Here is a 20,066-nt window from a genome sequence, read left to right on the forward strand (position 1 = left end):
GCGCCTGCTACCAAACCAACGGGATCAGGCGGTAACGGACCCGGGCCACATAGTCGTCATAGCCGCGCAAGCCGGTGCGAAGCGTCTTCTCTTCAATGAAGGTGCGGATGGCCAGGAGAACGACGATCACGAGTACCGACGCCAGCCCCCACCAGGAACCAAGCAGAAGTGCCGTGCCGGCGAAGAAGAGGATGGCGCCGGCGTACATCGGATGGCGGACGTAGCTGTAAGGCCCCGTGGAGATCACATGTTGTCCGCGTTCATCCTGGATCCTCACCACGGGCGCCGCGAAACTGTTCTCCAGCATCGTCAGATAGCAGATCCAGATTCCGAGCAGCAGGACGAGCGCGCCGACCACCTGCACCCAGACGGGAACCACGGACCAGCCGAAACGGACGTCGAACCCCATGAATATCTGCGAACCAAAGATGGCGAACAGTAGTATGGACAGCAGGACCTTGTCGGCCGTGTCCTGATTCTTCTGGATGGGAGAACTCAGCCGCTCATTCATCAGGCCGGGATCGCGCCTTGCCAGCGCCACGCCCAAGGTGAGACTGAGCCCCACCATCCCCACCAGATAGACCCAGGCCCCCGGCCAGTGCAGCGTGCCGGCCGACAGGAAGAGCAAGACGCCCATGGCGCCAAACCAGACGAATGTTTGAAGGACCAATTTCGCGATCATGATCGGCCTTTCATGATATCCGCTCACTTGCGCTGGCAATTTTAGACCATCGGTCTACCATACCGACCGACGGTCTGTAATTCAAGCGAGCTGTGCAGAAGGTTCATCATGCCCCGTGTCATCAAGCATCCAGAGTTCAGGCGAGAAGAACTTCTGGACCATGCCCAGACGCTTTTTCTGACGCAGGGCTATGACAAAGCGAGCCTCAACGACGTGATTGCGTCCGCCGGCGTCTCCAAGGGCGCCTTCTATCACTACTTCCCCTCCAAGGAGGCTCTTCTGGAAGCCTTGGCCGATCGCTTTGCAAGACAGGCACTGGCTGGCGTGCAAGACATAATCGACGATCCGGGCCTAGACCCGCTTGACCGCCTGAATGGCCTGCTCAGCCAGTCGCGGCGGGCCAAGATCGAGACCGCGCCGGAAGCTTGGACTCTTTTCGAGACGATGTTTCGGCCTGAGAATCTGGTGCTTTTCCACCGTATCAATCTGGCCGCCAGCGCGTCGTTTTCACCTCTGCTGGTCAAGATCATCAGGCAAGGGATCGAAGACGGCACTTTCAGGACCTTCGATCCGGAAGGTGTCGCCGACATCGTCATGCAGTTCGGCATGGCCACGCATGACGTCGTTGCCAAGGCAATTGCCGGCGGCAGCGACGCCGACATGGAGATCGCGATCGAGGCCCTGGAGAAACGCGTCAGGCTCTACGAGATCGCTCTCGACCGCATACTGGGTCTGCCCGATGGAAGCATCCGGATCGGCGAGCCCGGCTATGTGCGCACCGTCATGACGGCCAGGCAGCGAAGGAGTGCCGGCAAGGCGCTGGCCAAGCCTGATATCTAGTCCTTGTCCCAGCGCGGCCGGCGCATCGAAAACACCTCGTCGACGCTGGCATAGTCCATATAGCCGAGACGAGCGACATTGCCGGCCTTGGTGATGTCGAACAGGCCGTCTGTCAGGAAGGCGTCGTCGATGTGCACGCCGACCACCTCACCGGCAACAATCACAGCGCTTGTCGGCGATCCATCCAGCGCCTTTGGCCGAAAGACTTCCGTCACCCGGCATTCGAGTGCTGCCGGCGCTGCCGCCACGCGCGGCGGCCCGACCAAGCGCGACGGCGCCATGGCAAGATCGGCATAGACGAACTCGTTGACGCCGCGCGGTGCGTTGACCGATGTGCGGTTCATATTCTCCGCAAGATCGCGGCTGACCAGATTGGCGACGAACTCACCGGTCTCCTGCGCGAAAGAGGCGCTGTCCTTCTCGCCCTCGGAGGAGAACCAGACAATGAACGGCCGTGTCGAAACGGCATTGAAGAAGGAGTATGGAGCAAGGTTGATCTCACCGGCTCCGTTCAGCGTCGAAATCCAGCCGATCGGACGCGGCGCCACGATCGCCTTCGATGGATCGTGCGGCAGGCCGTGGCCCTTTGAGGGTTCGTAGAACATTCAGCCCGCCCACGGCCCCGAATAGTCACTGTACAGCTTTGCCGGATCGGGCCGGGGCCGCTCCGGTGCCGGGCCGGCATAGGAGCCGATATGGATGAAGCCGACGACGCGCTCCTGCGGCGCCAGCCCCAGCAGCGTCCTGCCCTCCGGCACATCCGAATACCAGTTGCTGATCATGTTGGTGCCATAGCCCAGCGCATTCGCTGCTATCATCAGGTTCATCGCCGCCATGCCGCCCGACAGGAACATTTCCCATTGCGGGATTTTGGGATTCTCCCGGGGGATAGATACGACGCCGATCACCAGCGGCGCGCGTGAGAACCGCGCCAGTTCCTGATTGCGGCGGCCTTCCGGCAATGGGCCCTCCCGCTGCTCTGCAAGCGCTGCCAGTTGCCTGCCGATCTCGGCGCGGGCGTCGCCACGGTAGACGATGAAGCGCCAGGGCTCCAATCGGCCATGGTCGGGCACCCGCGAAGCAGCAGTGATCATCGTCGCGACCTCCGCATCGCTCGGCGCCGGCTCCTTCAGATCGGGGATCGGAGCGGAGTTTCGGGTCAGCAGGAAATCGATGATCGGCGACGCCATGGGCGCAAGTCTCCTGAACATTCTGTTTTGAGCTGAAGCGCACCATCGGGAATTCGGGCGGCTCGGGCATTGGCGCGGGATACGCCGGACGGAAGAGTCGTATCGGACTCTTAAGCCTTGAAATTGCCACCGCCATGGGCTTCAACGCAAGGCATGTTTGAGGGGACTGTCCGTCTTTTCCTGATCTGGCTCGGCGCCCTGCTGTTCATGGCGCCGGTTTCGTACGCCATGGCGCAGAACGTCGACGGTGTCAGCGACCTGAAGCTTCCGGGAATTTCGAGCTACGCGACGCCGAAAGGCGAGACGTCACTGGCACTAAGCGGCGGCGGCGCCATCACGCTGTCCGCCCAGTTGACCGACAAGGGTTCCGACATCACGCGCGGCATCGTCTGGCGGGTCTTCAAGCCCGAAGCCGTCAACGGCAAATTGCCGATGGTCGCCTCCTCCCATGGCGGCACCGCCGTCTTCCAGCTCGAGCCTGGCAGCTATCTGGTTCACGCCTCCTACGGCCGGGCCGGCGCCACCAAGCGCATCACTGTCGGCAAGGACGCCAAGCGCGAAAGCCTCGTGCTCGACGCCGGCGGCCTCAAGCTCGACGCCGTGCTGTCCGGCGGCGTGCGCATTCCACCGAAGAAGCTGCGCTTTTCGATCTACGAGGGCACCGCCGAGGCCAATGGCGACCGCGCGCTGATAATTCCCGACGTCGAGCCCAACAGTGTCGTGCGGCTCAACGCCGGCATCTACCATGTCGTCTCGACCTATGGCGCGGTCAACGCGGTCATCCGCTCCGACATCCGCGTCGAGGCCGGCAAGCTGACCGAAGCCACCGTCGAGCACCACGCCGCCGAGATCACGATGAAGCTGGTGCGCGAGACCGGTGGCGAGGCGATCGCCGATACGTCTTGGTCGCTGCTCAATGAGTCCGGCGATCCGATCAAGGAAACCGTCGGCGCCTTCGCCTCTATGGTGCTGGCCGAGGGCGACTACACCATCATCGCCAAGAACCGCGACCGCATCTATCAGAAGGATTTTACGGTCGTGGCCGGGCAGAACCAGGAAATCGAGGTTCTGGCCACCGAGGCCGCGGCGATGGACCCTGAGGAAGGCGCTGATTAGACCAGACTGCAGTTCGCAATCCCTACCAGAGGAATCAGGTGTCTGCTTCATCCTCTGAACTGGCCGGATAATCCTGTCCGCCGTAGAGCACACGCAGGATGACCACGGTGTCACCGTTGACCCGGAAAACGATAGATACGCGGCGTTCAAAACCGACGATGCGGACGCTGGGGCCAACAGCGTCGCGCACGGTCCCGCGCTCCGGGAAGGTGGACAGCGCCATACACGCGGCCTCTATGCGGTTGACATAGTCGCCGGCACGCCGATTCCCGCTGTCGTTTTCGATGTAATTGTAGATGGCGAAGAGGTCGGCTTGAGCCGCTGGCCTGAAGACGACCTTATGCGTCACGCTTAGAGGCCTTCATGCGGTCCGCATGATGGGCGCGCAACGCTTTGAAGACGTCTTCTGCCGGGATGTCCGGACGCGGGTCGTCAAGGGCTTCCTGGACCTTGGCGTGCATAACAGCGGTGATGATCTGCTCCTCGCGATCGAGGGCGCGTAGCGCCGCGCGCATGACTTCGCTGGCGGAATCGTAGGCGCCCGAGGCCAGACGTGCGTCGACGCTGCTCTGCTGGCGGCCGAGGGTCACGGTGATTGGTTTGCTGGTTCTCATGGCAAGTTCGTTTCTTGCCTCCTTATAGCACCGCAACGTTACAGTGTCATACTATTTTCTGAACGGACGGTCGAGTCTCGGCCCCTCGTGAGCCGGACGTTTGTTGCCTCAAGCAGCCAGCTTGGTCCGCGCCGGCAGGAACGGAATCCGGCGGCGCCTCACGACTGGCGCAAGGTCGAACACGCCGCGATAAAGCCGGTCGAGCAATGCCTTGCGGTCGCGCAATGGCTCCAGCTCGCTCCAGTTCAGCACATCGCCGACGCGGACGTCGATCGCCTTGCCCGATAGCCGCGCGAATTCGTGGATGAGCAGCGACGTACGCAGCGTCAGCGAGGCCTTGCCGACGAATTTCGCCACCCGGCCGTCGCGCTCTGCCATGTTCATCGGCCCGCTGACCAGATGGAACAGCCTGCCGTTCTGCCCGGAAAAATGCATCGGGATGACCGACGCTTTGGCCTCCTGGACGAGACGGGCCGGAAACATCTTCCACGGCAGGTCGCGCGCCCGGCCAAAACCTTTTGGCGCGGTGGCGACACCGCCGGCCGGAAACACCACGATGGTGACGCCCTCCTTCAGCAGCCGCACCGCTTCATGGCGCACGGCCATGTTGTTCTTCAGCGCGTCCTTGGTCTCGGAAAAGTCGATCGGCAGCGAGTAGGGCTCCATCTCGCGGATCTTGAGCAGGTCCTTGTGGATCATCACCCGGAACGGCCGTCCGAGCTGCTCGGCCAGCGACAGCACGGCAATGCCGTCACCGATGCCGAACGGATGATTGGCGACGATCACCAGCGGCGTATCAGGCAATTGCGCTGGCGGCCACTGATCTGCCGTCCGCACGCGGACGTCGATCAGGTCGAGCATGCGGCTGAACACACGCTCGCCGGTCGGCACGACCTGACGGCGCCAAAAATCGTAAAGCGCGGTGTAGCGGTCGCGGCCCGACAGGCCTTCGATCGAATGGATGAACCAGCGCGTCAGCGCCGGCTGGCGCGGATTGGCATAGGAAAGCTCGGGAAAGGGTCGTTCGCGCGATTTCAGCTTGAGCATAGGGGTTCGTTACAAGGTCGGCGTGACAAGGATATGAAAATGGCGGTGGATCGCTCCACCGCCATTTGGCCGAAAAACTATGCCGATCAGGCAGCGCGTTTGCGCCTGCGGTCGGGCGTGACGGCTTCTTCGGTCAATTGCGCGATCGCCTGGTCAAGGCCAAGCGATTCCTGGTCGCGTGAGCCCAGCCGGCGCATGTTGACCGTCTGCTCTTCCGCCTCGCGCTTGCCGCAGACGAGGATGACCGGAACCTTGGCCAGCGAGTGTTCGCGGACCTTGTAGTTGATCTTCTCGTTGCGCAAATCCGCTTCCGCCAACAGCCCGGCGGCCTTCAGCTTTGCCACCACTTCGGTCGCATAGCCGTCGGCATCCGAGGTGATCGTCGCCACCACCACCTGCAGCGGCGCGAACCACAGCGGGAAATGGCCGGAATAGTTCTCGATCAGGATGCCGAGGAAGCGCTCCATCGAACCGCAGATGGCGCGGTGCACCATCACAGGCTGCTTCTTCTCGGAATCGGAGCCGATATAGAAGGCGCCGAACCGTTCCGGCAGGTTGAAGTCGACCTGCGTCGTGCCGCACTGCCATTCGCGGCCGATAGCATCCTTGAGCACATATTCGAATTTCGGTCCGTAGAAGGCGCCTTCGCCCGGATTGATCGAGGTCTTGATGCGATTGCCGGATCGTGTCCTGATCGTCTCCAGCACGCTGCCCATGATTGCTTCGGCGTGATCCCAGGCTTCGTCGGTGCCGACGCGTTTGTCGGGCCGCGTCGAAAGCTTGACGCTGATTTCGTCAAAACCGAAATCAGCATAGGTCGACAGGATCAGGTCGTTGATGCGCAGGCACTCCGCGGCCAGCTGCTCCTCGGTGCAGAAGATGTGCGCATCGTCCTGCGTGAAGCCGCGCACACGCATCAGCCCGTGCAGCGCGCCCGACGGCTCGTAGCGATGCACATTGCCGAATTCCGCAAGCTTCACGGGTAGATCGCGATAGGACTTCAACCCATGCTTGAAAATCTGCACATGGCCCGGACAGTTCATCGGCTTCAACGCGAAGACCCGGTCGTCATCGGTGTCGTCGCCGGCGACCGTCACCTTGAACATGGCGTCGCGATACCAGCCCCAATGGCCTGACGTCTCCCACAGGCTCTTGTCGAGCACCTGCGGCGCGTTGACCTCCTTATAGCCCTGCTCGTCGAGGCGGCGGCGCATGTAGTTGACCAAGTTCTGGAACATCTTCCAGCCCTTGGCATGCCAGAAGACGACGCCCGGTCCCTCTTCCTGGAAATGGAACAGGTCCATCTCGCGGCCGATCTTCCTATGGTCGCGCTTCTCGGCCTCCTCCAGCATCATCTGGTAGGCTTCGAGCTGCGCCTGGTCGGCCCAGGCCGTGCCGTAGATGCGGGTCAGCATCGGGTTGTTCGAATCCCCGCGCCAATAGGCGCCGGCCACCTTCATGAGTTTGAAGGCATTGCCGATCTGCCCGGTCGAGGCCATGTGCGGGCCACGGCAGAGGTCGAACCAGTCGCCCTGCGCATAGATCTTGAGATTCTGATCCTCAGGAATGGCGTCGATCAGCTCCAGCTTGTAGCGCTCGCCCTTGTCGGCAAAGACTTTTTTCGCCCTGTCGCGCGACCAGACTTCCCTGGTGAACGGCTTGTTGCGCGCGATGATCTCGCGCATCTTCTTCTCGATCACCGGAAAATCGTCAGGCGTGAACGGCTCGTTACGGGCGAAGTCGTAGTAGAACCCGTTCTCGATCACCGGCCCGATGGTCACCTGCGTTCCCGGCCACAATTCCTGCACGGCTTCCGCCAGCACATGGGCCGCGTCGTGGCGGATCAGCTCCAGCGCGCGCGGGTCGTCGCGGGTGACGATCTCGACCTTGCCGGACTTGCCGAGCGGATCGCTGAGATCGCGAACGGTGCCGTCGATCGCATAGGCGACCGCCTTCTTGGCCAGCGATTTCGAGATCGATTCGGCGAGGCCAGCACCGGTCATCGCCGCGTCGTATTCGCGGACGGAGCCATCGGGAAATGTCAGGGAAACGGAATTCAGCATATATATCTCCTATCCAGTCCCGCAAACGAGCGCGGGTGGTTGAAATCCATGTCGCCCAAAAGTGTATGGCGGTTTTGGGTTACGACATGCATAGGGAAAAGCCGGATGCGTCCGGCAGCGGCTGTCTTTTATGGACAGATTCCGCCTCCGTAAAGCCCGGCTCAAATTCAGCGTTCATTTGATGAGGAGCGGCAGGTCCTTCAGGAACGCGGCCCGGGTCTTGAGGCCCTTGGGCATGTCGGTGCGGTTGGTGTCGACGACAAGCCGCGCAAAGACGATCTGGCGGCCATCCTTTTGCGCCCAGCCGACGAACCAGCCGAGCGAACGCTTGTCCTGAACCTTGTCGACGTCGTTGCGCAGCCTGGTGCTTCCGGTCTTGCCTTGCACCGTCCAGCCTCCGGCCTGGAAGGTCGGGATGATGGCTGATGTCATGTCGTAAGCCCTGGCCGAGACAGGCAGCTTGCGGGCCAGCAGCTTGCGCAGGAATTCGACCTGCTCGACCGGCGTGATCTTGAGCGAGGAATTCACCCAGGACTTGGTCAAACCATCATTCTTGCCGGGATTGCCGGAAACATCGGCGTTGCCGTAGTCGAATTTCGAGACATAACCGGCAAAACTCTCAGACCCAAGCCGGCGGGTGATTTCCCGGGAAAACCACAGGATCGAATCCCGCTCCCAGACCACCGGATCGACGGTCTTCTGATCCCGCTTCACCGCGTTGAATTCAGGCTTGTAATCCCAGCTCGGCGTGTGCTCGTCGCTCAGGATCCCGCTGTCATAGCCGATCAGCGACAACGGCACCTTGAACGTCGAAGCCGGGCTGAACCGCTCGTCGCACACCCCGTCCTGGTAGAGCCTTGCCGCTCGCCGCATCGGCGATCACCGTGCACTGCACGTCCCCCAGCGGCGCCGATTGCGCGCGCAGCGGAAATCCCAGCAGCCAGGCGAGCAGGAACAGTATCCCGGCAAAGATGAAGGGAAGACGGTCGAAATTGCGCATTTTCTGCTCGCTCCAGAAGGGGGTTCGGGAGCGGCTTAGCGAGGTCTCTTGTCTCGATTTTGTCTCAAATGCGCAGTCTTTGTGCAGGCTGTTGTTAACCCTACCGGATCGTAAACGGGCAGAGCCGGCGGGACCTGACTGACGCGATCACCCCTGCGCTTCGCCGCGCTTGCTGCCGATCCGCCAGTACCGCCATGGCGTGAACCAGACATAACGATCCTCCAGCACCTCCGGCACGAGGTCTATGCCATGCGTGCCGAATGGCCCGCAGCGCAGCACCCGGAAAAATCCCATCCAACCGCCCGCCCACAGGCCATGGCGGGCGATCGCCTCATGGGCATATTCCGAACAGGTCGGCAGATGCCGGCAGGAATTGCCGACAAAGCCCGACAATGTCAGCTGGTAGAGGCGCACGAGCGACGTGCCGAGGAGACGGCCCGGCGTCTTGCGCCATGGACCGGGCCAGTTACGGCCGCGTTTCGGCGGCCGGGCGATATGCGCATGCCCATGCTGGTCGCGCACCACAGTCTCCGTTTCGCTGTTCCCCCGCGATAGATGTGGGCTTCTACTGGAGAACGCAATCCCCGCGCCCTGCATGGCCCCACCGTCAAGGATGGAAACGACGAAACGGCTGCCAGTCAGCCGAAGCCACCCACCGGCCACGACTGGTCGGCTCTTCGTAACGCTTTTCATGCTGTCTTCTGTCACGCCATTGAAACGTTGCGATCCGCATGACATCGCCAAAGATGCTCAGCAACTGGATCATGGTCGGTCTCCTTTGATGCGATTAGACGGCCGCTGGCCTTCGCCTTCAAACGAGTATAATTTCCACTTCGGATAATCCTGGGTTATGCGAAATGAAGCGTGGGCGCCTGCCGCTGACGGCATTGAGGAGCTTCGAGGCGGCGGGCCGGCATCTGAGCTTCAGCCGGGCCGCCGAGGAGCTTTTCGTCTCACAGGCGGCGATCAGCCGGCAGATCCGGGAACTCGAAATCTTCCTGCGCCAACCCTTGTTCGAACGTCACCATCGCCGTGTCGAACTGACCGACACCGGACGGCGTCTGCTGGATCAGCTTGTCAGAAGTTTCGACGCTATCGATACCTTGCTTGGAGAACTGGTGGCGACACCGGCGCAGTCCGTGGTCCGTGTCAGTGTCGAGCCGTCGCTTGCATCCGTGTGGCTGGTGCCACGGCTCAACCGGTTTCGCCAATTGCGGCCTGACATCGACATCTCGCTCGAGGTCGATCCAAGGCTGATCGAGTTCCGCAGCGATCAGCCGGAGCTTGCTTTGCGCTTCAGCGCACATGCCACCGCGTGGCCGCGCAGCGAAGCCGAGCAACTTGCTTCGACAGTCGACTCACCTGTTCTGTCGCCGGCGCTGCTTGCCTCGGGCCCCGCCCTCGAGAGGCCGATCGATCTTGGTCGCTACACGCTTTTGCACGAGGAGAACCGCCAGGGCTGGGCGCGCTGGTTCGAAGCGGCCGGCGTGCCCGCCGACGCCGTGCCGGCGCGCGGGCCGATGCTGGCGGATGCGTCGCTTTCAAAGCAGGCCGCCTTGCTCGGACATGGCGTTGCACTGGGCGATCTCTTGCAGATCGGCGGAGAAGTCGCGTCCGGCGCGCTGGTCAAGCCGTTCGACATCGACGTCGCATCCGGCGCCTATTGGCTGGTGGCCAGAAGCTTGCGCGATCTGTCGGAGCCGGCCGCCGCGTTCGCGGACTGGGTACGCGGCGAATTTGCCGAAAGCAGACGTGCATTGTAAACGGTCGGTTGCCGGCCCTCAGGCTTCGGCGCGCTTCTCGATCTGGCCGATGGCGTCGACCACGGCGTCGAAAGTCAGCATGGTCGAGGCATGACGGGCCTTGTAATCGCGCACCGGCTCCAGATATCTGAGGTCCGCGAAGCGACCGTCCGGCGGGGCGCCATTTTCCTTGAGCATCTTCAGCATGGTGTCGCGCACCGCGCGCAATTCCTCGGCGCTCGCGCCGACGACATGTTGCGCCATGATCGATGACGACGCCTGGCCGAGCGCGCAGGCCTTCACATCATGGGCAAAGTCCGTGACCACGCCGTCCTGCATCTTGAGGTCGACGGTGACCGTGGAACCGCATAGCTTGGAGTGCGCCTTGGCGGTTGCGTCAGGATGATCGAGCCGGCCGATGCGGCCAATGTTCCCGGCAAAACCGAGAATTTTCGCGTTGTAGACCTCGTTTATCATTATTTTCCAATCCGTCGCCGCCAAGCGAACAGCGATTGCCGCTGTCGTGTCTTCCTTTCGCTCGCTATGACCTTATATAATGGTGGCAGTCCGGTATCGACAAGAAGACGAAAGCCAATGTCCTTGCCGGGAAGTTCACGCCGCTTACGGGGCTGGAAACAGGGCGAGTTTCCGACACCGAAAGGTCGTGGTCCGTTCAACTCGTTCCTCCGCCGAGAGGGACTACGGGAGACGCCTTTATGGATGCCGTCATCAAGAAGCTCATGCCACAGTCAGCCTATATGGAAAAGCCGGTCACCGACCGGCCGAGCGAAGCCGAAGTCGAAGCCGCCGTGCGCACGCTTTTGCGCTGGACCGGCGACAATCCGGACCGCGAGGGGCTGGTCGACACGCCGAAGCGGGTGGCAAAGGCCTACCGCGAAATGTTCGGTGGCTACGACATGTGCCCGGCCGACGAGCTCGGCCGCACCTTCGAGGAGGTCGCCGGCTACGATGATCTGGTCATCGTCAAGGACATAACATTCCATTCACATTGCGAGCACCATATGGTGCCGATCATCGGCAAGGCGCATGTCGGCTATCTTCCGGACGGCAAGGTTGTCGGCCTGTCCAAGATCGCCCGCGTCGTCGATATCTTCGCCCACCGCCTGCAGACCCAGGAGGCGCTGACGGCGCAGATCGCCGGCGTCATCCAGGACGTGCTCAATCCGCGCGGCGTCGCCGTCATGATCGAGGCCGAGCACATGTGCATGGCCATGCGCGGCATCCGCAAGCAGGGTTCAACCACGCTGACCTCGACCTTCACCGGCGTTTTCAAGGACACGCCCGAAGAGCAGGTCCGTTTCGTCACCATGGTGCGCGGCGGCGGGGTCTGATCGGCCCTCGCCGGCCATCAGACCATGATCCCGAAAAGTGGAGACCGGTTTTTCGGACAAGATCATGGTCAAAGAGGAAAATGGACCGGCGATGTCGGCACTGGAATTTCCAAAAGCTCCGTCAGACAAGAAAGCGCTTGAGGAAGGCGCGGTGTTTTCGCCGCGCTTCGATGCAGCCGGGCTGGTCACGGTCATCGTGACAGACGCCGCGGACGGCATGCTGTTGATGGTTGCGCATATGAATGCGCAAGCACTGGCACTGACACTGGAGACCGGCATAGCCCACTACTGGTCGCGCTCGCGGGACGCACTTTGGAAAAAGGGCGAAACATCAGGCAATTTTCAGCATGTCGTCGAGATGCTCACGGATTGTGACCAGGATGCCATATGGTTGCGCGTCAAAGTATTGGGCCACGACGCAACCTGTCACACTGGCCGGCGTTCATGCTTTTATCGGACGGTGGGGCTGATCGATGGCAAGGGGACGCTTGCCGACGACGGCAGCAAGCCGCTGTTCGATGCGGAAAAAACGTATCGGAAACCACTAGCTTGAACCTTCTGCCTGACACCGACCACACGGATTCATCATTTCGATACGGCCCGCTCGTATAGTAGCCGTGGGACAAGGGAGATCATGATGCTCGAGTGGGCGTCATTGCGTAACAGACCAGATGTCAGGGAGGCCAACGGCCTGTCCTCGTCAGGCGGCGCGTCCGAAACGAACTCCCAGAAGAAAACAGGCATTTCGCTCGCCTTAGGTGGCGGGTGCGCCCGCGGCTGGGCGCATATAGGCGTGCTGCGCGCGCTCGACGAAGCCGGCATCGAAGTATCGATGATCGCCGGCACCTCGATCGGCGCGCTGGTCGGCGGCTGCTATCTCGCCGGCAAACTGGACGAACTGGAAGAATTCGCCCGCAGCCTGACCAAGCGCCGCATCTTCGGCCTGCTCGATCTCAATTTGCGCGGCAGCGGCCTGTTCGGCGGCATGAAGCTCGATGCAAGGCTGCGCGAGCACATGGCCGGCATTCGTTTCGAGGACCTTGCCAAGCCGTTCGTGGCGGTCACCTCCGAAATCCGCACCGGCCACGAAATCTGGCTGTCGAGCGGCTCATTGATCACCGCCATGCGCGCCTCCTATGCGCTTCCCGGCGTGTTCGAGCCGGTGAATTGCAATGGCCGCGTGCTGGTCGACGGCGCGCTGGTCAACCCCGTACCGGTTTCGGTCTGCCGCGCCTACGAGCAGCCGCTCGTCGTGGCGGTCAACCTTCACTATGATCTGTTCGGCCGTGCCGCGGTGATAAAACACAGCGCCGGCGAACTGGTCATCGAAAAGGACGCACCAAGGCCCGGCAAGGTCGACGCCGAGCACCAGTCGCATCAGACGCGGCTCGGCATTACCGGCGTCATGGTCGAGGCCTTCAACATCATCCAGGACCGCATTTCGCGTGCCAGGCTTGCCGGCGACCCGCCCGATATGTCGCTGCAGCCGAAGCTCAGCCATATCGGCCTGACCGAGTTCCACCGCGCCGACGAGGCGATCAACATCGGCTATCAGGCGACGATGGCCCAGATCGGCGAGTTGACCCGGCTGCAGACCGTTCTCGCCTGATCAAAACCTACGCACGCGCCGCATCGGTGATGCGAAACTGCACGGTGCGGTTGCCGTTCCAGTAATTTCCCGACAGCGAACCGGCGACGTGGATCGTCTTGCCCCGGTTCTTGAACAGAAATTCGCCAAGCGCGGTATCGACGGCGCGAAAGGCGATCGCCTGGATGCGGCCGCCGCTTTCCGATTGCAGCTCCACGCGGATGTGGTTGGTGCCGACCGGCCGCGCATCGGCTAGTCGGTGGCGCGGCAGCGCGAAAACGGGGGCAGCGTGCCCGGCACCGAAGGGTCCGGCCTTCTCCAGCGCATCGAGCAGGCTGAGCGTCGCGCCTTCAGCGGCAAGCGCACCGTCTATGGCCAGGCTTTCCTCGCCCTGCAGGCGGAACACGTCGGCTGCCGCCCGCTCTTCGAAAAACGCCCTGAGCTCACCAAGCTTCGCCCGCTCGACGGTGATGCCCGCCGCCATGCCATGGCCGCCGCCCTTGACGATCAGCCCCGCAACGGCCGCCTCGCGCACCAGCCGGCCGAGGTCGAAACCCGAGACCGAGCGGCCCGAACCGGTGCCGATGCCCACAGTGTTGAAGGCGATGGCGAAGGCCGGCCGGCGGGCGTGGTCCTTCAATCGCGAAGCGAGCAGGCCGACAATACCCGGATGCCAGCTGTTGCTGGCGGTGACGACGATAGCCGGGCCATTGCCGCCGGCAAGCTCTGCATCGGCCTCGGCGCGCGCCGCCGCGAGCATCTCCTGCTCCATCAACTGCCGTTCCTGGTTGAGCCGGTCGAGCGTCTCGGCAATGGTGCGCGCCTCCACCGGGTCGTCGGTCGCAAGCAACCGGCTGCCAAGTGCGGCATCGCCGATGCGTCCGCCGGCATTGATGCGCGGACCGATCAGATAGGCCAGATGGAAAGTGCTGATCGGCTCGCCGATGCGCGACACCCGTGCCAGTGCCGCCAGCCCTTCATTCTTCTGCTGGCGCGCCATCTGCAGCCCCTTGACCACGAAGGCACGGTTGACGCCGGTCAGTGGCACCACGTCACAAACAGTGGCCAATGCCACGATATCGAGCAGCGAAAGCAGGTCTGGCGGCGTAGCATCGGGCATGCGGCTACGCAGGATCCTGGCCGTCTGCACAAGGGCGAGGAAGACCACGCCGGCGGCACAGAGATGGCCCTGCCCGGAAAGGTCGTCGTCGCGATTGGGATTGACGACAGCGATTGCCGCCGGCAAGGCACCGCCGACCTGGTGGTGGTCGAGCACCACGACGTCGGCCCCGGCCTCGTTGGCGGCATCGATGGAAACGGCGCTGTTGGTGCCGCAATCGACAGTGACGATCAGTGTCGCACCACGCGAAACAAGTTCGCGCATGGCGTCGGGGTTGGGGCCATAGCCCTCGAAAATACGGTCCGGGATGTAGATTTCCGACGGCACCGAGAAATGCGTGAGGAACCGCTTCAGCAACGCCGACGAGGCGGCGCCGTCGACATCATAGTCGCCGAAGATCGCCACCTTTTCCCTGGCCATCACTGCGGCGGCGATGCGGGCCGCCGCCCTGTCCATGTCGGTCAGCGATGCCGGATCCGGCAGAAGATCGCGGATCGTCGGGTCGAGAAACCGCTCGGTTTGTTCGGCGGTGACACCACGGCCGGCAAGCACCCGCGCGACGATGTCGGGCACGCCATGGCCTTGCGCGATGGCGAGCGCAATCATGTCCTGGCGTTCTGTCAGCCGATGTTCCCAGGAAACCCCTGATACCGACTGCCTGACATCGAGGAAGAGGCGTTTTTCGCCGGTCATACGCTTTGCCAACTCATCGTTGGCCGCACGACAATGCATGCCGCCCATAAGTGCGCAGCGGTTTTGAGGCCACGACCCGCATTGGCAACAATTTCAAGCGCGTCACGTTCACGCGACGCTCTATAGGCCAAAGGCGGGCAAAGCCATGCGATTCACGGGTGTGCGCCGTCCCGGAATAGGTCAAGAAAACTGCGCTTTCCGCTTTTCAGCCTGTCGCCTAAGCCATTCGTCGGCCGCATCGCCCATCGTCTTTTCCACACCGTCCTTGAGCCAGGCCATGAAAGGCCGGTCGAACATGAATGCGTTGCCGCATTCCCGGATGAGAAAGCGACGCACATTCTGGGTGTTGCGATAGGACTTTGTGATGGCGGTGGCACGCGAAATCGGATCCGCATGCCAGTCGAACGGTTTCATCGTCAAATCCCTGCAGCCATCATCGGATGCGCCCGAATGGCTAACAATTGCAAGGCGGCTTCGCAAGCGAGCGTCAGAACTTATCCAGATCCTGATGGCGGGCCTTGATCTCGCGCACCGTCCGCGACGACGAGCGCAGCACGATCGTGTGGGTGGTGATGTAATTGTGGCCGAACTTGACGCCAGCCAGCATGTTGCCGTCGGTGACACCGGTGGCCGCGAACAACACATCGCCGCGCGCCATGTCCTCCGTCCGATAGACCCGTTTCGGATTGGAAATACCCATCTTTGCCGCGCGAGCAACCTTTTCCGCCGTGTCGAGGATCAGTCTGCCCTGCATCTGGCCGCCGGTGCAGCGCAGCGCGGCAGCGGCCAGCACGCCCTCGGGTGCTCCGCCAGTGCCCAGATAAATATCGATGCCGGTTTCTTCCGGGTCCGTGGTGTGGATGACGCCGGCGACATCGCCATCGCCGATCAGCCGGATCGCGGCCCCCGTGGCGCGCACGGCATCGATCAGCTTGGCATGGCGCGGCCGGTCGAGAATGCAGGTGGTGATTTCCGATACAGCGACGCCCTTGGCCCGAGCGAGGCTGGCGATGTTCTCAGCCGCCGAGGCGTCGATGTCGATGACGCCGTCCGCATAGCCCGGACCGATGGCGATCTTGTCCATGTAGACGTCCGGCGCGAACAGCAGGCTGCCCTTTTCGGCGATCGCGATGACCGCGAGTGCATTGGGCAGGTTCTTGGCGCAAATCGTCGTGCCTTCGAGCGGATCGAGCGCGATATCGACGGCCGGACCTTTGCCAGTGCCGACTTCCTCGCCGATGTAGAGCATCGGCGCCTCATCCCGTTCGCCTTCGCCGATCACCACCGTGCCCTTGATGGAAAGCCGGTTGAGCTCCTGGCGCATGGCATCCACGGCTACCTGGTCGGCCGCCTTTTCGTCGCCGCGCCCGCGCAGCCTGGCGGCCGCGACGGCGGCTCGTTCGGTGACGCGCACCAGTTCCATGGTGAGTATCCGGTCAAGGCCGGCGACGATGTTCTGGGCCACATTCATCTGGTGATTTCCTCGTTGGCAATGCGGCCCCCGCCGGAGGCGGGCCTGTTTTGTCAAACGAGCATGACAACGGCAAGACCTGCGGAAGATTTTATCGAATAGTCAGCAATATCAATCGATTAAACCGCATTTTTGAAACAAGGCCAGCCGGCCGCAATGAACCGGGCCGGCCTTGAAAAGCGAAAGTTAGACCTCTTTGGCGCTAGAAAACCGCAAGATATTTGAGCAGCGAAATGATGCCGATTATGAGGACGATAACCTGCACGATCTGCCTCATCCGGCCGTCGAGCGGCAGGCGCTGAACAAGATAGAGAACGAGGATGATGACGAGGAATGTGATCAGGATGCTAATCAAGGCGGATAAAGCCACAGTGCCCTCCTTAAAAATGATGTGCTGAAACAAGGAAACGAGCCGGCAAACCCGGCCCTATCGCGCCGTGGTCAATACCAGCGGCGCGACGTATCGTTCGTCGACTGACCTATGGCGAAACCGGCCATAAAGCCGAGCAAACCGATCACGCCGACCAGGGCAGTCGTCGTACCGGGGTTTTCGCGCGCTACTTCCGAGACGGACTGAGCCTGGCTGCGCAGTTGTTGCGCCGTACGCGAAGCGCGGCTCGCGGCCGTGTCGTACAACTCGGACGCCTGTTCGCTGGCGTCATCGAGCATTTCCGCGCCCCGCGCCGAAATGCTCTTGTTGATCTTGGTGATCTCCTTGCGCAAATCGGCAATCTGCTTTTCCAGCGTCTTCTGGATGTCGTCGATATTAGGGGTGTCGGACTTGTTGGCATCGGCCATGAAGCGGTTCCTCTGGTTGCTGACCAAGAGAACGGCGACGACACCAATTCGTTCCCGTGTGGCGGCTGTCCCCACCAGACCGGACCTCAATGCCTGCGGGATTCCTGTCCCGCAGGGCCTATCGGGCAAAAGCTACCCTGCCCGCTCGATGCGGATGACCTGCGGCTTGTCGGTCAGATGGCCATCCTTGGTGATGCCATCGACGGCCTTGCGCACAGCGGCCTCGGTCGTCTCGTGGGTGACGAGGATCACCGTCTTCTGTGCAGCCGCCTCGCCATTGACCGCGTGCTGAACGATCGATTCCAATGAAATATCATTATCGGCCATGCGCTTGGCGATTGCCGCGAACACGCCGATGCGGTCATGCACGGTCAGCCGGATGAAATAGCCGCCGGCATGGCTGCGCATCTGCGCCTTCTTGTAGGGTTTCAGCTCCTTCGCCGGCCGTCCGAAGACCGGACCATGCTGGAAGCCTGGCCGGCTCTTGGCGATGTCGGCGATGTCGCCGATGACGGCCGAGGCGGTGGCGTTGCCGCCGGCACCGGGGCCCGACAGAAGCAGCTCGCCCAGAATATCGGTCTCGATCGCCACCGCATTGGTGACGCCATGCACCTGCGCGATGACCGATGCGGTCGGCACCATGGTCGGGTGCACGCGCTGCTCGATGCCGCTCTCGGTGCGCTGGGCGACACCCAGCAACTTGATCCGGTAGCCAAGATCGGCGGCCGCGCGGATGTCGGCCTGGGTGATGTTGGAGATGCCCTCCATATAGATGTCATTGGCGGCGATCCTGGTGCCAAAGGCAAGGCTGGTCAGGATCGACAGCTTGTGCGCGGTGTCGTGGCCCTCGATGTCGAAGGTCGGATCGGCTTCGGCATAGCCCAGCCGCTGCGCGTCCTTCAGGCAAGCATCGAACGAGATGCCCTCGGCCTCCATGCGCGTCAGGATGTAGTTGCAGGTGCCGTTGAGGATGCCGAACACGCGGGTGACCGAATTGCCGGCCATCGCCTCGCGCATGGTCTTGATGACGGGAATGCCGCCCGCCACCGCCGCCTCGTAGTTGAGCAGAACACCCTTTTTCTCGGCGATCTCGGCCAGCGCCACGCCATGCTTGGCCAGCAGCGCCTTGTTGGCGGTGACGACGTGACGGCCGGCTTCGAGTGCCGTCTTCACCGATGAGCGCGCCGGGCCCTCGTCGCCGCCGATCAGTTCGACGAACACGTCGATTTCTGCGGTCTGCGCCATCTTGACCGGATCGTCGAACCACTTTGCCGAGCTCAGATCGACGCCGCGATCACGCTTCTGGTTGCGCGCCGAGACGGCGGTGACGATCACGTCACGGCCGCACTGGCGGGTCAGTTCCACCGCCTTGTCGCGCAGCACGCGCGCCACCGACGCGCCAACGGTGCCGAGGCCGGCAATTCCAACACGCAATGCTTCAGCCATGTCCGGCGACGTCCCTCAAAGTCAGATCGAATTTGCGTGCGGCAAGCTACCGGTGAGCGGAGAGCGGCACGACATTGTTGGGCTGCTTGGCGCTGGTCGACAGGAAGCGCTTGATATTGCGCGCCGCCTGCCGGATCCTGTGCTCGTTCTCGACCAGAGCAACGCGCACGAATTCGTCGCCATGCTCGCCGAAGCCGACACCGGGCGCCACGGCCACGTCGGCATGTTCGATGAGCAGCTTGGAGAATTCGAGCGAGCCGAGATGCTTGAACGGCTCCGGAATCGGCGCCCAGGCAAACATCGAGGCCGCCGGTGCAGGAATGGTCCAGCCGGCGCGGCCGAAGGCGTCGACCATCACGTCTCGGCGCTTGTGGTAGATGTCGCGCACCTCGGCGATGTCGGCGCCGTCGCCGTTGAGCGCGTGCGCCGCCGCCACCTGGATCGGCGTGAAGGCGCCGTAATCGAGGTAGGATTTCACCCGCGTCAGCGCCGAGATCAGCCGCTCGTTGCCGACGGCAAAGCCCATGCGCCAACCGGGCATCGAGAAGGTCTTCGACATCGAGGTGAATTCGACGCAAACGTCGATCGCGCCAGGCACCTGCAACACCGAAGGCGGCGGATTGCCGTCGAAATAGATCTCCGAATAGGCAAGGTCGGACAGGATGATGATGTCGTTCTTCTTGGCGAAGGCGACCACATCCTTGTAGAAATCGAGCGAGGCGACCAGCGCCGTCGGGTTCGACGGATAGTTGAGGATCAGCGCCAGCGGCTTCGGGATCGAATGCTTGACCCCGCGCTCGAGCGCCGGGATGAAGCCGTCGTCCGGCTCCACCTGCAGCGAGCGGATGACGCCACCCGACATGATGAAGCCGAAGGCATGGATCGGATAGGTCGGGTTCGGGCACAGGATCACGTCGCCGGGCGCCGTGATCGCCTGTGCCATGTTTGCGAAGCCTTCCTTCGAGCCAAGCGTGGCCACCACTTGCGTGTCGGGGTTAAGCTTCACGCCGAAGCGCCTGCCATAGTAGGCGGCCTGGGCGCGACGCAGGCCCGGAATGCCGCGCGACGAGGAATAGCGATGCGTGCGCGGGTCGCGCACGACCTCGCACAATTTGTCGACGATAGCCTTGGGCGTCGGCAGGTCCGGATTGCCCATGCCGAGGTCGATGATGTCGGCGCCACGCGATCGGGCGCTGGCCTTGAGCCGGTTGACCTGCTCGAACACGTAAGGCGGAAGCCGGCGAACCTTGTGAAATTCTTCCATGGCAGTTCCAGACAGCGAAGGGGGTGTTGGGCGCGCGCTA

23 protein-coding genes and 1 pseudogene are annotated in these 20,066 nt (G+C 62.4%); 6 read left to right on the forward strand and 18 right to left on the reverse strand.

Annotated elements, in window-relative coordinates; genetic code table 11:
- Positions 1–7: 7 nt before the first annotated feature.
- A complete protein-coding gene (locus NKJ11_RS14270) occupies positions 8–682 on the reverse strand; it encodes a methyltransferase family protein (RefSeq protein ID WP_352793574.1) in 675 nt (224 codons plus the stop codon).
- A 108-nt stretch (positions 683–790) separates the two neighbouring features.
- Between NKJ11_RS14270 and NKJ11_RS14275 the strand changes: the two genes are divergently transcribed.
- Positions 791–1,522: a TetR/AcrR family transcriptional regulator gene (locus tag NKJ11_RS14275; RefSeq protein ID WP_352552891.1), complete on the forward strand. Its 732-nt coding sequence runs from the start codon at positions 791–793 to the stop codon at positions 1,520–1,522.
- Here NKJ11_RS14275 and NKJ11_RS14280 read toward each other — a convergent pair.
- On the reverse strand, positions 1,519–2,127 hold the full coding sequence (locus tag NKJ11_RS14280; protein WP_352610673.1) for a flavin reductase family protein: 609 nt from the start codon (positions 2,125–2,127) through the stop codon (positions 1,519–1,521). The genes NKJ11_RS14275 and NKJ11_RS14280 overlap by 4 nt on opposite strands.
- Positions 2,128–2,712: a nitroreductase family protein gene (locus NKJ11_RS14285; protein WP_352630177.1), complete on the reverse strand. Its 585-nt coding sequence runs from the start codon at positions 2,710–2,712 to the stop codon at positions 2,128–2,130.
- A gap of 153 nt (positions 2,713–2,865) precedes the next feature.
- Here NKJ11_RS14285 and NKJ11_RS14290 point away from each other — a divergent pair, with 153 nt between their 5' ends.
- Complete coding sequence (locus tag NKJ11_RS14290; RefSeq protein ID WP_023810491.1) at positions 2,866–3,828, forward strand: RgsD C-terminal domain-containing protein; 963 nt, start codon at positions 2,866–2,868, stop codon at positions 3,826–3,828.
- A 34-nt stretch (positions 3,829–3,862) separates the two neighbouring features.
- On the opposite strand, the gene NKJ11_RS14295 is transcribed toward NKJ11_RS14290, so the two are convergent.
- The 7 genes and pseudogenes from NKJ11_RS14295 to NKJ11_RS14325 form a co-directional block, all read right to left on the reverse strand.
- Positions 3,863–4,177, reverse strand: coding sequence for a type II toxin-antitoxin system RelE/ParE family toxin (locus NKJ11_RS14295; RefSeq protein WP_352630179.1), 315 nt, complete (start codon positions 4,175–4,177; stop codon positions 3,863–3,865).
- Entirely contained in the window at positions 4,167–4,442 is a 276-nt protein-coding gene (locus tag NKJ11_RS14300; protein WP_023810489.1) for a type II toxin-antitoxin system ParD family antitoxin, read from the reverse strand. The genes NKJ11_RS14295 and NKJ11_RS14300 overlap by 11 nt, the downstream gene beginning before the upstream one ends.
- A gap of 108 nt (positions 4,443–4,550) precedes the next feature.
- Entirely contained in the window at positions 4,551–5,489 is a 939-nt protein-coding gene (locus NKJ11_RS14305) for a lysophospholipid acyltransferase family protein (protein WP_352630181.1), read from the reverse strand.
- Between the two features lie 86 nt (positions 5,490–5,575).
- On the reverse strand, positions 5,576–7,552 hold the full coding sequence (gene thrS / locus NKJ11_RS14310; protein WP_352630183.1) for a threonine--tRNA ligase: 1,977 nt from the start codon (positions 7,550–7,552) through the stop codon (positions 5,576–5,578).
- Positions 7,553–7,726: 174 nt separating this feature from the next.
- A pseudogene (blaOXA, locus tag NKJ11_RS14315) lies at positions 7,727–8,552 on the reverse strand (class D beta-lactamase).
- Positions 8,553–8,699: 147 nt separating this feature from the next.
- A complete protein-coding gene (gene yidD, locus NKJ11_RS14320) occupies positions 8,700–9,074 on the reverse strand; it encodes a membrane protein insertion efficiency factor YidD (protein WP_127297163.1) in 375 nt (124 codons plus the stop codon).
- A gap of 85 nt (positions 9,075–9,159) precedes the next feature.
- Positions 9,160–9,318, reverse strand: coding sequence for a hypothetical protein (locus NKJ11_RS14325; protein ID WP_352630185.1), 159 nt, complete (start codon positions 9,316–9,318; stop codon positions 9,160–9,162).
- A 91-nt stretch (positions 9,319–9,409) separates the two neighbouring features.
- On the opposite strand from NKJ11_RS14325, the gene NKJ11_RS14330 reads away from it, so the two are divergent.
- The gene (locus NKJ11_RS14330) at positions 9,410–10,315 is read left to right on the forward strand and encodes a LysR substrate-binding domain-containing protein (RefSeq protein WP_352630187.1); all 906 of its coding nucleotides are present in this window, start codon (positions 9,410–9,412) and stop codon (positions 10,313–10,315) included.
- 18 nt (positions 10,316–10,333) lie between these two features.
- On the opposite strand, the gene NKJ11_RS14335 is transcribed toward NKJ11_RS14330, so the two are convergent.
- Positions 10,334–10,771: an iron-sulfur cluster assembly scaffold protein gene (locus NKJ11_RS14335; RefSeq protein ID WP_352630189.1), complete on the reverse strand. Its 438-nt coding sequence runs from the start codon at positions 10,769–10,771 to the stop codon at positions 10,334–10,336.
- A 239-nt stretch (positions 10,772–11,010) separates the two neighbouring features.
- Between NKJ11_RS14335 and folE the strand changes: the two genes are divergently transcribed.
- The 3 genes from folE to NKJ11_RS14350 all read left to right on the forward strand — a co-directional run bounded on the left by folE (position 11,011) and on the right by NKJ11_RS14350 (position 13,255).
- Entirely contained in the window at positions 11,011–11,646 is a 636-nt protein-coding gene (gene folE / locus NKJ11_RS14340) for a GTP cyclohydrolase I FolE (RefSeq protein WP_023810482.1), read from the forward strand.
- A gap of 91 nt (positions 11,647–11,737) precedes the next feature.
- A complete protein-coding gene (gene hisI, locus NKJ11_RS14345; RefSeq protein ID WP_352440229.1) occupies positions 11,738–12,199 on the forward strand; it encodes a phosphoribosyl-AMP cyclohydrolase in 462 nt (153 codons plus the stop codon).
- An 81-nt stretch (positions 12,200–12,280) separates the two neighbouring features.
- The gene (locus NKJ11_RS14350) at positions 12,281–13,255 is read left to right on the forward strand and encodes a patatin family protein (protein ID WP_196815316.1); all 975 of its coding nucleotides are present in this window, start codon (positions 12,281–12,283) and stop codon (positions 13,253–13,255) included.
- A 7-nt stretch (positions 13,256–13,262) separates the two neighbouring features.
- Here NKJ11_RS14350 and recJ read toward each other — a convergent pair whose 3' ends face one another.
- The 7 genes from recJ to NKJ11_RS14385 form a co-directional block, all read right to left on the reverse strand.
- The gene (recJ, locus tag NKJ11_RS14355) at positions 13,263–15,047 is read right to left on the reverse strand and encodes a single-stranded-DNA-specific exonuclease RecJ (RefSeq protein ID WP_023810479.1); all 1,785 of its coding nucleotides are present in this window, start codon (positions 15,045–15,047) and stop codon (positions 13,263–13,265) included.
- 180 nt (positions 15,048–15,227) lie between these two features.
- Complete coding sequence (locus NKJ11_RS14360; RefSeq protein ID WP_023810478.1) at positions 15,228–15,461, reverse strand: DUF6434 domain-containing protein; 234 nt, start codon at positions 15,459–15,461, stop codon at positions 15,228–15,230.
- Between the two features lie 73 nt (positions 15,462–15,534).
- Positions 15,535–16,518: a class II fructose-bisphosphatase gene (glpX, locus tag NKJ11_RS14365; protein WP_023810477.1), complete on the reverse strand. Its 984-nt coding sequence runs from the start codon at positions 16,516–16,518 to the stop codon at positions 15,535–15,537.
- 202 nt (positions 16,519–16,720) lie between these two features.
- Positions 16,721–16,888: a Thivi_2564 family membrane protein gene (locus NKJ11_RS14370; RefSeq protein ID WP_352793576.1), complete on the reverse strand. Its 168-nt coding sequence runs from the start codon at positions 16,886–16,888 to the stop codon at positions 16,721–16,723.
- 71 nt (positions 16,889–16,959) lie between these two features.
- Positions 16,960–17,316: a hypothetical protein gene (locus NKJ11_RS14375; RefSeq protein ID WP_023810475.1), complete on the reverse strand. Its 357-nt coding sequence runs from the start codon at positions 17,314–17,316 to the stop codon at positions 16,960–16,962.
- 132 nt (positions 17,317–17,448) lie between these two features.
- The gene (locus NKJ11_RS14380) at positions 17,449–18,762 is read right to left on the reverse strand and encodes a homoserine dehydrogenase (RefSeq protein WP_352630192.1); all 1,314 of its coding nucleotides are present in this window, start codon (positions 18,760–18,762) and stop codon (positions 17,449–17,451) included.
- A 46-nt stretch (positions 18,763–18,808) separates the two neighbouring features.
- Positions 18,809–20,026: an LL-diaminopimelate aminotransferase gene (locus NKJ11_RS14385; protein ID WP_013531991.1), complete on the reverse strand. Its 1,218-nt coding sequence runs from the start codon at positions 20,024–20,026 to the stop codon at positions 18,809–18,811.
- Positions 20,027–20,066 lie beyond the last annotated feature (40 nt).

Source organism: Mesorhizobium sp. M0243, assembly GCF_040321775.1.
Taxonomy (GTDB): domain Bacteria; phylum Pseudomonadota; class Alphaproteobacteria; order Rhizobiales; family Rhizobiaceae; genus Mesorhizobium.